The sequence below is a fragment of the Bradyrhizobium sp. BR2003 genome, assembly GCF_009720285.1.
Classification (GTDB): Bacteria; Pseudomonadota; Alphaproteobacteria; order Rhizobiales; family Xanthobacteraceae; genus Bradyrhizobium; species Bradyrhizobium elkanii.
The window spans coordinates 109,696-125,378 of the sequence record NZ_SMYJ01000019.1; the positions used below are offsets into that span (position 1 = coordinate 109,696).

Consider the following 15,683-nt stretch of genomic DNA (forward strand, 5'->3'; position numbering starts at 1 on the left):
TGCCGCGAGCGCTTCGATGCGATTTTCTGATCTGAAAAAATATTTCTGCATCGCGTGAGACGTTTTGCAAAAAAGCGTCAAACTTCGCAGTCGGCGCCCCGCCGGCCAGTGTTATAGCGCCGCCTGGCCGCAGTTTGCAGGCTCGATCAAGCGATAACCAGGGAATCACCCGCAGAATCAGCGCCATTCGACCGCGCGATTAAAACCTGGCGCGACGCCGGCCGGACGCCGCACCGTAACAAATTAACACCAGATTTGCCGCAATATGTTAGCGACGCCGGCATGGAACCGGCGGGACGAGGCCCGATCACGGGCCGAGTGCCGACCTGCGGCGATCATCCAGCGGCGGCGCGTGCGTAGATGGCCTCGAGCTGCCGGCGATTCTCGTCCGGCGCGTAGCGTTCGAGATAGGCGGCGCGCGCGGCTCGTCCCCATGCGGCGGGCAGGCCGGCGGCGCCGAGAACCTCACCGATCCGCTTTCGCAGCGCGGCCGCGTCGCCCGGCGGCACCAGCGCGCCGGTCTTGCCCGCGGTCACCACCTCGGCAAGTCCGCCGATCTCGGAGGCGATCACCGGCGTGCCTCGCGCGAAGGCTTCGACCACGACCATCGGAAATCCCTCGTACCACAACGACGGCACCACCAATGCCTCGGCATTCGCCATTTCCCGAAGCACCTCACTGCGCAAGAGCCCGCCAAGGAACGCGACATGGCCGGGCGCCCGAGCCTCGAGCGCGACGCGCTCAGGCCCCTCGCCCACGATCCGCAAGGGCATGCCGGTCCCTGCAACGGCCTCGAGCAGCACGCCGACGCCCTTCTCGCGGCTCAGCCGTCCAACGTAAAGCAGCCCGCTGCGCGGCGTGGACGGATCCGGGGCCCCCGGATCGGCGATGAAGTTCGGCTTCACGTCGATCCGGTCGGCGTCGAAGCCGGCCTGCGTGAACAGCGTCTTGGCAAACTGCGTCAGCGCGATCAGGCGCAGCCCGGGACGCGTCCAGGTGCCGCGGCGCTGGTGCTGCGCGATCATGTAGGCAGAGGCGATCGAGCCTGGAAGCGATCCGCGGTAGCAGCGGTGCACGACGCCCCAATGATGGCCACGGTCCAGGCACTTGTGGCAGATGCGGCCGTCGCGCAGCAGCATGCCGCCGGCGCAGATGGTGCGATAATTGTGCAAGGTCGCCACCGCGGGCACACGCTTTTGCCGGCAGAGATCGAACACCGCGGGCGACAGCAGCGGAAAGAAATTGTGGACGTGCACGACGTCGGGGCGAAAGCGGTCGATCGCCTCCGCCACGACCCGCTTTCCCTCCGCATTATCGGCGATCGACAGCGTGGTCATGATGCGTGCGGGGAGCGAATTGATCGTCTCGTTGCTGACCGTGAGCGTTTCAACGCTGTGTCCTGCGGCGCGCAGCAGGTCGACTTCCGCTTCAAACACGACGTCCTCGCCGCCGCGTCCCTGATACCTGTTGTGAGCGACCAGGATCTTCATGATCGGGCCGGGTCCGAGAACCAGCGAAGCTCGGTCACCAGGCTGTGGCCGGCAGCGAGCGTACCGGAGCCGATCAGCGTCGTCGCCGGCACCTTGAGATCGAAGGATGGCGAATACCAGCCGGCCGGCATGGTCTCGTCACCCCGATACGGCATCCAGCTGAGTGCCGCCGGCAGATCGAGCTCGCCGCGCCCACCCGGCCATGCGAGCTGCGCCCTATGCCCTTCGAGCCTGCATTCGACATCGGGACCGAGATGCCAGCTGAGGCTCGCCGGCACCGCAAGCCCTTCATCGGCAAGCACGGCATCGGTGACGACGAGCCGCGCCGCCTGACGCTGCAATTGCACCGAGCGGCGATGCACGACACCTGCTGCGTCCCGATATCCCGAATGCTCCGCGACCCAGCTCGCATCCGCATCGCGATCGTCCAGGCCGCTTGCTGCGACAAGCCGGCTCTGCGCATGCCGTGTCCAGAGAAACGGCCCGCCCGACACCGATTGGTCGCGCGCGAACAGGCAGAGCGTGTTGTGCGCCAGCGTGGAGCGGAAGTAGGCCCGCCATCGCGGATCGCCATGGTAGCAATAGGTGCCGGGGTCGGCGAAGATCTCCACACCACCGATCCTGCATTCGAGCGACAGCGCGTCCGCATGGGCGTGCGCGGCAATGCGGCCGAAGCCATGCGGGCCGTGGTCACAACGGCACCACACCGCGCGCTCGGAATCGATCAGAAAGGTCTGTCCAGCTCCTTCAAGCAAATGCGGGCGGCGCTTGGGCCGCCCAGCGATTGCACGAGCCTCGATGCCGTCGGTGAGCACAAAGCTGCGCAGATCGCGCTCCGGCGATTTGGGCCACCATGGCAGATCGCCGAACAGGCGCGCGCCGGTGGCGAGCAGGCCGAGCCAGCGATTGCCGGCGTAATCGTCGAGCAACAGGCCGATGCCGTCGTCGCCGTCGCCCTGCCGCGGCGGATGACCGCGATCGTCCAGCATCGCGGCAATGACGTCGCTCATGCGGCACATCGTGGTCCAGACCGCATCGCCAAGCGGATGTCCTGATGACTGGCCCTGCACTGCCGCCACCAGCAGCAGTTCGAGAACAAAACCGTGATAATCGGTCGCGAGCTCGCCGTTGCTGCCGCAGGCGAGCGTCTGCGCAACGGCTTCGTGTGCCAGCGTGCCGGCCGCTTGCTCGCGCCATCGCGCACTGTCCTGGAAGAACGGAAACACGCAAGCCGCCACGAACTGTCCGGCAGCCTCCGCGATGAGGTGGTTGTTGGCCGAGGAGCCACGGCTTGGGAACTGCGACAGCCAGTATTGATGCGCATAGAGCTGCGTCAGGAACAGATCGTTGTCCTCGAACAGCGCAGCAGCCTCGGGCCAATTCTGCAGCAGCTGGCGTACCCAGACCCATGAGATCAGCCGCACGCCAAGCTCGATGCCGCTAATCCAGTGCGGGCCGCGCGGAAATGGATTTTCGCGCCACCAGCTCACCAGATGCTCGGCCGCGCGCCTGGCGTAGCGCTCGTCGGAGGTCAGGTAGTACGCGGCCGCGAGCACCGTGAGATGGTGGTGACGCGATGGCTCCCAGATGTATTTGATGTTTCCGACCGCGGTTTCGTCACGATAGGGAACCGCGAATGCGTGCACATCAGCCGGCGCCCGCTTGCCGCTTCTGATATCGACGAACCAGTCGGGCCGTTCGCCGAGAGCCCCATGATCCCTGGCGAAAATCCGCCACTGCCCGGCGAGAATCCGGTCGGCGCTCTGGATCAGCCGTTCGGCGGCCTGTCCTAAGGCGTGGGCGGGCAAAGGCAGCGGCTTCAGGCGCGGCTGCCGCGGGCCGGGAGCGAGCCTGGCGCTGGCGCGCCGTGCGATATCGGGCGGAGTGATCCGCCAGAGCAGATGCAGCACCTGGTCGTTCACCCGCCCGGCAAGCTCGGACGGCTCCATGCGCTGCAGCCTGCGCAGATACCAAGCCGGATTCATCTCAACGCAGTCGAGGCGCGCGCGACGCCCTGCTCTGCTGCGCCGGCCGTCAGATCGATCGGCATCCCGGCGGCCGCGCTTTCCTGGACGGCAAGTGTTGCGCGCGTGGTCGCCAGCAGCGAGTCGAGCGCAATCGGCATCGCAGCTCCCGATGCGACCGCAGCGATGAAGGCATCCAGCATCGGCCGCTGGCCCTTGTCGAGCCGCGCTGTCTTGGCCGTGCGCTGTCCGGCGTGCCAGACCTCGAATCCAGAGAAATTGTCGAAGGCGGCAAAACCCGTGCTTGCCGATATCTCGAGCGCTTCCTTCGGCACCCGCGGATCACCGCCGGTGAGATAGCTGAGGCTCGCGACCGAACCGTCGGCAAAATCGAAGGTGGCGACCAGATTGTCGACGTCCTTGCCAGCCAAGCTCGCGGAGACACGCACCGGCTCGGCGCCGAGCCACCAGCACAGCACGTCGATGAAATGGCCGCCCTCGCCGACGAAGCGGCTGCCTTCGCTTTCGGCCTGCAGATACCAGGATGACTTCTCCAACGGCCCGGCGATGACGCGATATTGCAGGGTCTGCGGTCCTGCCGGCGCGAACGCTGCGCGCATGCCCTGCAGCAGCGGCGAAAACCGGCGGTTGAACCCGACCATCAGCCGGTTGTTACCGGTTTCCCCGATCACCTGCTCCAATCGATCGAGCGAGTTTGTATCGATCGCCAGGGGCTTTTCGACAAACACCGCCTTGCCGGCGCGCAGCGCCTGCGTCGCGAGGTCGGTATGGGAGGCATGGCGCGTTGCGATCAGCACCGCATCGATGTCGTCGGCGCCGAGCACCGAGGCCGCGTCCGTCGAGGCACGCGCGAATCCGAATTTGCGGACCGCAGTGGCGCCGCTCAGGCCGGTATTGGTGGCGACCTCGACGAGATCGACGCGCTGGTTGCTCGCAAGCTGCGGCAACAGCATGCTGGAGGCATAATTGCCGGCGCCGATGACGCCGAGCCGCACCCGGCCGCTGCGCAGGGCAACCGCCGGTCGATAGATCATCTGCATCGCGCGGGGAGCGGCGTCCGGATAGGCGAACACCATGCCGAGGCCGACCTCGCCCCGGCTCATGCGCTCGAACGCCGACGTCGCCTGCTCCAGCGGCACCACTTCGGAAATCAGCGAGGAAAAATCGAGCCGCCCGTCGGCGAGTAGCGCGACGATCGCTTCCATATTGCGCTTCTCGGTCCAGCGCACATGGCCGATCGGATAATCGATGCCGCCCTCTTCATAAAGCGGATCGTAGCGGCCGGGGCCGTAGGAGCGCGAGAAGCGCACGTCGAGCTCCTTGTCGTAGAATTCGTTCCACGGCAGGTTCAGCGTGCACTTGCCGATATCGACAATGCGGCCGCGGTCGCGCAGCAGTACCGCCGAACGCGATGCGAGATCGGGATCGTCGCTGCCTGCGGTGATGAACACGCAATCGACGCCGTTGCCTGCGGTCAGTTGCTCGATCCGGGCGCGGAATTCGGCCGCGGCATCATCCGATGCGACGGCACAGACCGCGGCGCCCGCAGCCTCCGCCTGCCGGCATCGCCCCTCCAGCCTGTCAAGCCCGGCGACCACGACACCGGCGCTGCGCAGCAGCCGCACCATGATCTGGCCGATCAGGCCGAGGCCGATCACGCAGGCGGTCTCGCCGAAACGGATTTCCGACTGGCGCATCGCCTGCAGCGCGATCGAGGCGATCGTGGTGAATGCGGCCTGCTCCAGCGCAGCGCTGTCGGGCAGCGGCACGCAAAGGTTCACCGGCACCCAATTATATTCGGCGTGGGTTGCATATTGATTGCCGCCGCAGCAGACGCGCTGTCCGACCGAGAAGCCGCCGACGCCCTCGCCGACCTCCACCACGGTGCCCGACAGCGAGTAGCCGAGCGGCGTGTAGGAATCGAGGCGGTTCATCACCTTCTGATAGGTCGCGAGCAACCCCTGCTGGCGGACCGAGCTTACCACCTTGGCAACCTGGTCGGGTCGCGCGCGCGCCTTGCCGAGCAGCGACAGGCGGCCTTCGGTGAACTTCATCATCTCGGTGCCGGTCGACACCGCGGAGAACGCCGTGCGCACCAAAACCCCGCCGGGGCGGCAGCGCGGCGCCGGCACATCGATCAGCTTGAGCTCGCCGCTCTTATAGTTCTGCGCGATCTGCTTCACGGTCGGTCAATCGCCTCAAGTTAACAGCGCTCCTTGTATCGCGCCCGCCGCTCGCAATGAAGCCAAGAACATCGTCATAATTTCTCATTGCCGGAGGCTTAACATTGTTATCATTCCAGCAACAGGACCGGTTTTGGCGAGATCTCGACCTCGCCGTTGGCGACAGGCCCTTCGCCGCCGTCGAGGCCCTGGTAGAGGCTATAATGCGGGTCGACCCGATAAACGGACCAGCCCTTGGTGGTCCAGAGGATCAGACCGTTGCGGCCATCCGGCATGCGAAGCTCGACGCGCCAGGTCGACGGCGACGTCCTGCCTGCCGCCACGACGCTTGCACCAACCAGCCAGGACTGGATCGTGCGGTAGGCAATTCCGCTCGGCAGCAGCCCGCGCGCCGGGTCCCATAATTTTCCAAAGTCGCTGCCGCCTCCGGCAAACTCGTACCAATAGAACCGGTCGACACCGCTGATCCATTTCAGGATGTAGGCGCGCGCCAGACACCCGTCGGGATTGTCCTCATAGGACGACCAGCCGGCCTCGGTGTCCCAGATCGGCCTCGCGGACAGGTCGTGCGCGGCGAGGATTTTCTTGAAGCGCGCAATGATTCCGAGCACCGCTTCGGGTTCGTTCGTGTAGCCGTGGAAGGCGAACACATCGGCATATTGTCCGCCACCTTGCGTCATGAAGGCCTCTTGCCAGCGATACCCGTCCGGCGTGCCATTTGACGGCGGCGTCAGCACGGTCAGCGACGGATCGCTGCTCTTAATGATCTCGTAGGCCCGCTTCTGCAGCTGGACCATGGTGGCGATATCGCCCGAGTAATATTTGGGATCTTCAGGCTCGTTCCAGATTTCCCAGTATTTGATGCGGCCGGCGGCGCGCGTGACGGCCGCACGCACCCAGTCGTCCCATGATGCGAGATCGGCGGGCGGTGAACTTGCGCCAGGCGTGAACGCCGGCGGCGCATCCTTCACCGCCGCGGCCCATCGCGGCGTATAGGCGAGATTGAGCACGATCTCGACGTGCTCGCGTTCCGCCGCGGCAAGGATGGCGTCGAAGCGCGCCCAATTGTAGATGCCGGGCGCCGGATTGACCTGCGCCCAGTAGATCGCGCCCCACAGCCGAACGCCGTCGAATTTGAGCTCGGGCCAAGGCTGCGATTTTGGCTGCGACTGCCCGATCGCGTTGATCGTCATGCCGAAAAGCGTCGGCGGGATCACCGCATTCACGCGACTCGCATTGAGCGCATCATATGCCGTCAAACCAGCCCATTGCAGCGGCCATTTGTAGGCCAGCGGCAGCAGCGCGCTCAAAACCAGCGCAATCAATGCCCGTTGGCCCCAATCCCTCACTCTGCCTGCCATGTCCCTGTCTCGTCGCCGTCACATCGGTGCCGGGATTGCATAGTGGAAGCCGCGCATGTTAATGCCGATGTTAGTCGGATTGTGATGTTGTTAGGTCAATGGTATAGATCATCTCAGATGTCGAGAGCTGAACCATCACCGCGGCGGATCCTGATCATCGTCGAGAACCTTCCGGTTCCTTTCGATCGCAGGGTGTGGTGCGAAGCAACGTCGCTGCGCAAGGCGGGCTATGAAGTTTCGGTGATCTGCCCGAAGGGTCGCGGCCATGACGAATCCTACGAATGCCTCGAGGGCATTCACATTTACCGTCATCCGATGCCGGTGGAAGCGCGCGGGATCGCCGCCTACCTGATCGAATATCCGGTCGCACTGTTCTGGGAAACGCTGCTGGCGATCAAGGTGGCGTGGAAGCACGGCTTCGACGTGATCCAGGGCTGCAATCCGCCCGACCTGATCTTCCTGATCGGCCTGTTGTTCAAGCTCGGCGGCAAGCGCTTCGTGTTCGATCATCACGACGTCAATCCCGAGCTCTACGAAGCCAAATTCGGCCGCAGGGACATGTTCTGGCAGCTGCTGCGGCTGGTCGAATTTCTCACCTTCAAGACGGCGAGCATCTCGATCGCGACCAACGAATCCTATCGCGAGATCGCGATCGCGCGCGGCGGCATGCCCGCCAATCGCGTCTTCGTGGTGCGATCCGGCCCCAATCTCGACCGGGTGCGCACGCGGCCAGCCGATCCGGCCTGGCGCCGTAGCCGGCGCCACAGCGTCGGCTATGTCGGCGTGATCGGCCAGTCGGAAGGCATCGATCTGCTGCTGCAGTCGATCGGCCACATCGTGCACGATCTCGGCCGCACCGACATCCAGTTCAACATCGCCGGCACCGGGCCGGAGTGGAATGCGGTGGTCAAGCTCTGCGAGGAGATGCAGCTCTCCGACTACGTGAACTTCACCGGCGCCATCGCGGACGACGCGCTGTTCACGATGCTCTCGACCGCCGACGTCTGCGTCAATCCGGACCGCGTCACGCCGATGAACGACATCTCCACCATGAACAAGATCATGGAGTACATGGCGCTCGGACGGCCGATCGTTCAGTTCGACGTGCGCGAAGGCCGCCGCTCGGCGCTCGACGCCTCGCTCTATGCCGCGAAGAACGACCCGAGGGATTTCGCCAGCAAGATCATCGCGTTGATCGACGATCCGTCACTGCGGCGGACGATGGGGGCATTTGGCCGCAACCGCGTCGAGCGCGCGCTGTCGTGGACACATGAGGAGCCGAAGCTGCTCGCGGCTTATGAGTCGTTGTTCGGCGGGAAGGTCCCCGCGCAAAGCCGTATACCGCGCGCGCATGCACCCGCCGAGCGGCCGACCTCGCAACCTTCCAGCGCGAACGCAGCCGCCGGGCGGGCATCGTCTTGAACGCGCAGCCGCCTCACTCACGTCAAACGCGACGCGGCTGCGGCCACGCGCACGTCCCGGATTGTTGAAGGTCGAAGCATGAACGTCAGCATTTTCGGCCTCGGCTATGTCGGAACGGTCTGCGCCGCCTGCTTCACTGAGCTCGGCCATCAGATCATCGGCGTCGACAAGAGCGTTGCGAAGGTCGACCTGATCCGCGAAGGCAGATCGCCGGTCGTCGAGCCGGGCATTTCGGACAAGGTGGCGCGCGCGATGGCAACCGGTCAGCTGACCGCGACCACCGACGCCACCGAAGCGATCGTCAACAGCGACATATCGATGGTCTGCGTCGGCACGCCCTCGTCCGGAAACGGCAATCTCGACCTGACCGCGATCCGACAGGTCGCGATCGAGATCGGCCGCGGACTCCGCGCCAAGAACGCGCCGCACACCGTGACGATCCGCTCCACCGTGCTGCCCGGCACCACCCGCGGCACCGTCGGACCGCTGATCGAGGAAGCCTCCGGCAACAGGATCGGACGCGATTTCGACCTCGCCTTCAATCCGGAGTTCCTGCGCGAGGGCAGCGCGATTGCGGATTTCAACGCGCCGTCCAAGACCGTGGTCGGCGCCTTCAACCAGGAAACCGCCGACCGCGTCATGGCGCTTTACAAGGATCTGCCCGGCGCCAAGATCACGCCGCCGGTCGAGACCGCGGAACTGGTGAAATATGTCGACAACAGCTGGCATGCGCTCAAGGTCAGCTTTGCCAACGAGATCGGCACGATCGCGAAGACGCTCGGCATCGACGGGCGCGACGTCATGAACATCTTCATGCAGGACACGCGGCTCAACATCTCGCCGGCCTATCTGCGGCCGGGCTTTGCCTTCGGCGGCTCCTGCCTGCCCAAGGACGTCAAGGCGCTGAAACACCTGGCACACAGCCGCGGACTGTCGACGCCGGTGCTCGAAAGCATCCTGCCGAGCAATGACATGATCATGTCGCGCGGCGCCGACTGGATCCTGTCGCATGAGGGCCGCCGCATCGCGTTCCTCGGCATCAGCTTCAAGGCCGGCACCGACGATGTCCGCGACAGTCCCTTCGTGAGGCTGGTGAAGAGCCTGCGCGGCGAGCGGCGCGACATCCGGATCTACGACCCCAATGTGCAGCTGTCGCAACTGATCGGCGCCAACCGGGAATTCCTGATGCGCAATCCGGAGCTGGTCGGCCTGTTGAACGACGATGTGACCGCGACCATCGAGTGGGCCGACATTATCGTGCTGACGACGCCCGATCCGCGCTTCATTGCGGCGCTGACGGCGACCCGTCCCGACCAGGTCGTGCTCGAACTGTCGGAGATCGGGTTGCCCGAGCAGGTGCGCGCCAAAGTGAGCGGCTTTCACTGGTAGGGAATATCATGGCCACCATGGGCCAGACCCGCGAGCGACCCGAGATCCGCTTTCACGACGAGATTTCGTCGGGATGGGAGACGCTGCATCAGAGCCGCACCTTCAAGGCGCGCACCGCTGCGATGTTCGGCCTGCTCGGCAATGCGAACCTCAATGGGCAGCGCTGGCTCGACGCCGGTTGCGGCACCGGAACGCTGTCCCGCCTGCTCGTCGCACGCGGCTGCGACGTCACCGGCGTCGACGCCTCATCGGAGATGATTGCGGCGGCTCGCGGCCACTGCGTCGAGGGTACGCTGGCCGGACGACTCACCTTCCAGCAGATTCCGACCATCGCTAGCCTGCCGTTTCCCGATCGATCCTTCGACGGCGCGCTGTGCGCGAGCGTGCTGGAATATGTTCCCGACGTGGCGCAGTGCCTGGCCGAGATTCATCGCTTGCTCAGGCCCCGCGGGCTTTTGTTGCTCTCCATCCCCAACCGCGGATCACTGCTGCGCCGGGGCTACAAGCTCGCGCATGCGGCCTCCTCACGCGTGTCGGCGCGGCCACTGTTTCGCTATCTCGCGTTCTCCAAATTCGACACCTCGCCGACGGCCATGCAAAATCTGCTGCGACAACACGGCCTCATGATGCTGGGGAGCAGCTTTGCCGGCTCCCCGCTCCCGCCGGCGCTGGATCGGCAGCCCGCAGTGGGCACGCTGATCAACATCCTGGCCCGGCGCGACGGTTGACGTGGCAGGCGGATGGCCGCATCAGGCCTTGATCGCCATCAGCGATTTGGTCATGCCGAGAAAGCGTTCGCGATAGATCTTCGCGTCGGGAAAGGTTTCCGTCATCTCGCGCCAGTCGAACAGATGCCAGTCGGGCGCGGTGCGCTTGAACCAGAAGCGATTGAATATACTGATCAGCCCGATCTGCAGCCGCCTCGGCAGCAGGACGATGATGCCCGGCAGCCAGGTATGGCTTTCGATCGGAAAATACCGGTACGGCGTCTGCACGTAGAAGGACTTCGCGACCCGCGAGATCTCGCCCGCAAAGCGGTTCTGGTGCTCGCGCGCGATGCTCTGAAACACCGCTCCGTCCTCGATCGTGACGACATGCTGCTTCGGCCCGGTGACATGTTCGATCACCGACGAGCAGAAGCAGAAGTCGAACGCCTGATCGTCGAACGGCAGGCGCTCGGTCTCTCGCAGCAGCAGCGTCTTGAAGCCGAAGCGCTCGCGCGCGGCATTCAAATCGTCGGCCGATATGTCGCAAACCGTGATGTCGGTATGGCGCGGCAGGATCGCGCGAATGTGCCGGCCGGTGCCGCCGCCGAGATCGAGGATTTTCGCATCGAGCGGCAGGTTCACGGTGCGGACAAGGAATTCGCCGCGCCGCCGGCGCGCTGCATTGGAAAATCGGGCTTGAATCGCACCCAGCAAGGTCAGTCTCCTGCTACCGGTCGGTTCGATCTAGCCCGGCCTGCGCGATCCTTCACGCAACGGTCCGCCGATTTGCCCATCGCGCTCACTTGATGGCCTCGAAGAAGATCGACTCGTCCGGCCGGTTGTCGAGCCGGTCGATGTCGGGACAGGCGCCCTCGCGATAGGCACGCGTGTGGGTTTCCGAACAGCCGGCGTCGCGGAACAGCGCGGCGAGCGAGGCGCGGGTAAAGCCCCAATGATGCGCGAAGGCGGCCTCCTTGCGGCGATCGATCTCGAACATGCCCTTGAGGAAAGCCTGCGGCGCCGCCGGATCGTAGAGCGCGACGATCCGCTCCATGTCGGGGACGACGATCCGGCACACCCCGCCCGGCGCCAGCACCCGCGCGATCTCGCGCGCCAGCCGCTCGACCTCGTCGGGAAACAGGTGCTCGAAGACATGCGCGCTGAATACCGCCGAAAGGCTACGATCCGCGAACGGCAGCGGCTTGGTCAGGTTCATATGGCGGAGCCCGGCGAACTTGCCCTGACGATGCTCGGCATAACGGGCATCGCTCAGCACGCCGGCGAGATGCAGCGCTTTCGCCGCGAACGGCATCCGCGCGATCCACAGGTGCATCGTGATGTCGGTATTGATCCAGCCGTCGATGCCGCAATTGAAGGCGCCGATATGCAGCTTTTCGAGCGATCCACCGCGCGCGTCGTCGATCATGTCCGCTCCCGCGCCGAATTTGTCAGCACAACCGTGATCACCGACGCCGTGCTGGAGGCCACCATCGCCGCAACCGCGCCCATCACCTGCCAGGCCTCAGCCGCGAACGGCAGGACGCAGCACAGCGCGACGAGACCGGCGATCCGGCTCAGCATGAATCGCTGCGGCTTGCCGGTCGCGAACAGCGGCAGCGCGAGGCCGAGCCACACCGCGTCGAGCGCCATCGCAGCGCCCATCAAGGCGAGGCTGCCGGTGCCGATCTCGTAACTCTGTCCGTGGATGACAAGCGCGAGAATGCGCTGGCCGAGCAGCACGACCACCGTGCCATAGGCGGCCGCGATCGAACCGAGCAGCAGGGCATTTTCGCGCGCGGCAGCGACGACCGCGCTGCGCCGGCCGGCGCGCAGTTCGGCCGCGATTTCCGGCAGGCGAACCGAGAACATCGTCGCGCAGAACTGGCTGAGCGGAGCGAACACCAAGAGCAGGATCCGCAGCGACGCGCTCGCGTCCAGCCCGATCAGGAAGCCGCAGACCGGGATCAGCCCGATGCTGCCGATCCAGTAGGTGAGCGAGGTCGCGACGAACCAGCGACCGTTCCGAAACAGCCGCTGCAGCGAGCCGCGGAAGATTCTGGCTTGCGGCCGGGCCAGTTCGCTGGTGTGGGCCAGCAGCAGGCTGCCGGCGAGCGCGGCCGAGATCGCGATACACGCCATCGCCGCCGCGGCGCCGGCGAGTTTGAGCGCGATCATCAGCCCGGCCGAGACGACCAGCGCCACGCAATAGCTCAGCGAGGACGCCAGCGCGCGCGGCAGTCTGCCGTCGAGATAGCAAATCCGGCGGAACATGCTCTGCAGGCGAACCGCCGGGATCGCAAGCCCGGTTGCGATCACGAGCCCACCGGCGTCCCCGCCGACGGCGACGATTACAAGGCCCCCACTTACCAGCAGAAGGCCGAGTGCACCCGAGGCGAGCAGTGACGACAAATAGAGGCCGAGCCGCAGCTGCGGCCATAGCGATTTCGGGATGCGGTGCGCGGTCGCCGGCAACCCGTCGTCGAACAGGCCGCGCAGAAACACCGCCTCGATCAGGATCGAGAATGACCAGGCGACGCTGAACCCGCCGAATGAATTGATGTCGAGCACATTGGCGAGCACGATCGTCAGCACGAAGGCGGACCCGCTCAGCAGCGCCTGATCGATCAGGCCAAGCGCGACATTGCCCCCGGCACGCCGCAGCCGGCGAAGCAATCCGCTCATGGCACAGGCGACCCGGGTCTGGGCCGCCGCCCGGTCCAGCCTGTCGGTCAACGCGCTCACGCCTCACTCACCCGTAGTCTGTTGAACATCCGCCGCGGCGCCATTTGCAGCCTGGCCTCCGGGCCGAAATAGCACCAGAACACCAGCACGCAGCCGAAATAATTGTGCAGCAGCTGGCTGGAGTCATTGGCCGACGCGATCACGACGAACAGCAGCATCGCGAACGGCGCCATACAGTACATCCCTCTCCGCTCGAACGCGAAGACGATGGTGTTCCACAATGCGAGCGCCAGCAGCAGCATATAGAGCGCACCGCCGAGCAGGCCGAACTGGAGAAAGGCGTCGAGATAGGAATTCTCGAACGAACCGAACTCGGTGTTCCACGGCGCCATGCTCGTCAGTTCGTTCACGGGCGAGTTCGGCAGTTCGTTGAAGAATCCCGAAAACCCGTAGCCGAGCCAGGGGTGCTGCCAGAAGAAGTGCGGCCAGACCGACCAAAGGAACGAGCGGCCGGTCAGGTTTCCGCTGCGGCCGACCAGCCCGTACAACTCGTCGCTCGGCACAGCGAACACGACGAGTGCAACAAAGGCGAGGCCGAGCCAGTAGATCGAGGCAGCGCCCCTGTGCCCGAGCACCACCAGCAGCAGCCCGAAGGTCACGGCAAGCGCCGTCAACATGCTGATCAGCGGTCCTGCGGCGCCGGCCGCGGCGAGCGCGAAAAAATGACATCCCATCAGCAGCAGCGTCCAGCCGAATTGTCGCCGCGGCCCCGCCAGCATGCGCACGAAGCAGATCAGCACCATGAGGCCGAAGAAGGCGCCCGCGAGGTTCTTGTGGCCGAACACGCCGGCATAGGCCTGGGTTCCGAGCACCGTCGGCCGGTGCAGCGGGTCGTAATCCCATTGCGAGCCGATCACCGGAAACAGCAGGACGTGAACGATCAGCACCACGATCCCGATCCGGAACAGCGTATCGACGAGACGATCGACCGGGCAGCTGATCACGACCCACGCCGAGAACATCGTGGTCAACAGATACATCGCGAACTTGATCGACGAGCCGGCGGGGTCGGCGCTCAGCGCCAGCGATACCAGGGCGAAGGCGATGAACGTCAGATAGAGATGCGACTGCAGCATCAGCAGGCCGAAGCGATTCCGATCGATCGCAATGTGCAGCATCAAGAGGATGTAGAGCAGCAGCCATGCGCCGCGGAACAGCGTGGATTCCCCGGCCCTTTCCGCGAACGAGATGCCCTCGATGAAATTGAACAGGAAATAGATGCAGCCGAGCACCATCACCAGATAGGCGTGCAGAAAGACATCGGCTCGCAGCCACCATCTGCCGATCATTGCACGGCCTCCTGCCGGACCGGCGCCCTCAAGAGGTGATCGACCGCGGCGGTGAAACGCGCCGCGGCGTCGGCAAGCGCATCGCGTCGCACGCTCTGCCGGGCGTGCCGCGACATCGCCTCCCAGCGCGCGGGATGTTCGAGCAAGCCGCGCGCTGCGTCGACCCAAACCTGTTCATCGAGCGCGCAAACATGACCATTGTCCTGGTCACGCACCAACTCGCCGCCTGCCCCGACATGGGGCGACACCAGGCAGGGAACCCCGCACTGCAGGGCCTCGTTGCACACCAGGCCCCATGGTTCCAGCAACGAGGGCAGCAGCAGCAGCCGCGACTGCAGAAAGACGTCCGATATCGCTTGCCACGGCAGGTAGCGGTCGTGGCTAACATCGATGCCGGCACCGCCGAGCCGCGCCAGCATGCGCTGTTCTGCGGCGCCCGACCCGACCACACGCACCTTCAGCCCGGGCACGATTCGGCCAAGCGCGATCGCGACGTTCTCGAAGAAGATCGCGTTCTTGGCGTCGTCATTGAGGCGGGCGCACCAGAGCAGATGAAATGGACGGTCGTGAAATGCCGGCACAACCGCCGGCGGATCCCATGCCGGCACCAGCGGCACCACGAACAGATCGTCGGTACGAACGCCTTCACCGCGGAAATACGCCCTGCCCTTGTCGCTGCAACACACCACTGCGTCGCACTGGCGTAGCAGCCAGGGCCGCGCCAGACGGTGATAGGCGGTGTTCGGCATCGTCTCGCGCCAGCCGTCGATCGTCAGCGCGAGCGCCTTGCCGTTGGCGCGCGCCCATGCGGCGCCGGCCAGCATCGAGGGATACAGGCCGTTGACGAACAGCAGGTCGGGCGCGAGCGCATTCAGGGCGCGACCGATCCCGATATTGACATGGGTGTGACGCGACCGCGACAGCGGGATCGATACACCCGGCACCGTGCGCGTGACGTAGCGCGGCGTGAACGAGCCGGCCCAGGAGCGATCGGCCTCCTGCGGCGTACAGGACAGCACGGCGAGCTCCAGCCCACGGCTGGCCAGCTCGTTGTAGAGACGGTTGGTGTAGGGTGTGATCATGTTGTTGAAGACGACCACGCGCGGCGCCATGGC

At 65.2% G+C, this 15,683-nt stretch carries 12 protein-coding genes; 3 read left to right on the forward strand and 9 right to left on the reverse strand.

Features of this window, described 5'->3' with window-relative positions; genetic code table 11:
* Positions 1-335 precede the first annotated feature (335 nt).
* The 4 genes from E2I15_RS13640 to E2I15_RS13655 all read right to left on the reverse strand — a co-directional run bounded on the left by E2I15_RS13640 (position 336) and on the right by E2I15_RS13655 (position 7,019).
* On the reverse strand, positions 336-1,490 hold the full coding sequence (locus E2I15_RS13640; protein ID WP_137476400.1) for a glycosyltransferase: 1,155 nt from the start codon (positions 1,488-1,490) through the stop codon (positions 336-338).
* Positions 1,487-3,475, reverse strand: coding sequence for a heparinase II/III family protein (locus E2I15_RS13645; protein ID WP_137476401.1), 1,989 nt, complete (start codon positions 3,473-3,475; stop codon positions 1,487-1,489). The genes E2I15_RS13640 and E2I15_RS13645 overlap by 4 nt, the downstream gene beginning before the upstream one ends.
* A complete protein-coding gene (locus E2I15_RS13650) occupies positions 3,472-5,658 on the reverse strand; it encodes a bi-domain-containing oxidoreductase (protein WP_137476402.1) in 2,187 nt (728 codons plus the stop codon). Before E2I15_RS13650 ends, E2I15_RS13645 begins: the two co-directional genes overlap by 4 nt.
* Positions 5,659-5,768: 110 nt before the next feature.
* Positions 5,769-7,019, reverse strand: coding sequence for a glycosyl hydrolase (locus E2I15_RS13655; RefSeq protein WP_246729389.1), 1,251 nt, complete (start codon positions 7,017-7,019; stop codon positions 5,769-5,771).
* A gap of 117 nt (positions 7,020-7,136) precedes the next feature.
* Between E2I15_RS13655 and E2I15_RS13660 the strand changes: the two genes are divergently transcribed.
* The 3 genes from E2I15_RS13660 (at position 7,137) to E2I15_RS13670 (ending at position 10,558) form a co-directional block, all read left to right on the forward strand.
* On the forward strand, positions 7,137-8,441 hold the full coding sequence (locus E2I15_RS13660) for a glycosyltransferase family 4 protein (protein ID WP_137476403.1): 1,305 nt from the start codon (positions 7,137-7,139) through the stop codon (positions 8,439-8,441).
* A gap of 78 nt (positions 8,442-8,519) precedes the next feature.
* Positions 8,520-9,830 carry a nucleotide sugar dehydrogenase gene (locus tag E2I15_RS13665; RefSeq protein WP_137476404.1) on the forward strand — a complete coding sequence of 437 codons (1,311 nt, stop codon included), beginning with the start codon at positions 8,520-8,522 and terminating at the stop codon, positions 9,828-9,830.
* An 8-nt stretch (positions 9,831-9,838) separates the two neighbouring features.
* A complete protein-coding gene (locus E2I15_RS13670) occupies positions 9,839-10,558 on the forward strand; it encodes a class I SAM-dependent methyltransferase (RefSeq protein WP_137476405.1) in 720 nt (239 codons plus the stop codon).
* Between the two features lie 21 nt (positions 10,559-10,579).
* Here E2I15_RS13670 and E2I15_RS13675 read toward each other — a convergent pair whose 3' ends face one another.
* From E2I15_RS13675 to E2I15_RS13695, 5 genes are all read right to left on the reverse strand, one after another.
* Complete coding sequence (locus E2I15_RS13675) at positions 10,580-11,251, reverse strand: class I SAM-dependent methyltransferase (RefSeq protein ID WP_137476406.1); 672 nt, start codon at positions 11,249-11,251, stop codon at positions 10,580-10,582.
* Positions 11,252-11,336: 85 nt separating this feature from the next.
* On the reverse strand, positions 11,337-11,963 hold the full coding sequence (locus E2I15_RS13680) for a class I SAM-dependent methyltransferase (protein WP_137476407.1): 627 nt from the start codon (positions 11,961-11,963) through the stop codon (positions 11,337-11,339).
* Positions 11,960-13,279, reverse strand: a complete 1,320-nt coding sequence (locus E2I15_RS13685; protein WP_137476408.1) for an MATE family efflux transporter — start codon at positions 13,277-13,279, stop codon at positions 11,960-11,962. The genes E2I15_RS13680 and E2I15_RS13685 overlap by 4 nt, the downstream gene beginning before the upstream one ends.
* Positions 13,276-14,568: an O-antigen ligase family protein gene (locus E2I15_RS13690; RefSeq protein WP_137476409.1), complete on the reverse strand. Its 1,293-nt coding sequence runs from the start codon at positions 14,566-14,568 to the stop codon at positions 13,276-13,278. Before E2I15_RS13690 ends, E2I15_RS13685 begins: the two co-directional genes overlap by 4 nt.
* Complete coding sequence (locus E2I15_RS13695; protein WP_137476410.1) at positions 14,565-15,680, reverse strand: glycosyltransferase family 4 protein; 1,116 nt, start codon at positions 15,678-15,680, stop codon at positions 14,565-14,567. The genes E2I15_RS13690 and E2I15_RS13695 overlap by 4 nt, the downstream gene beginning before the upstream one ends.
* Positions 15,681-15,683 lie beyond the last annotated feature (3 nt).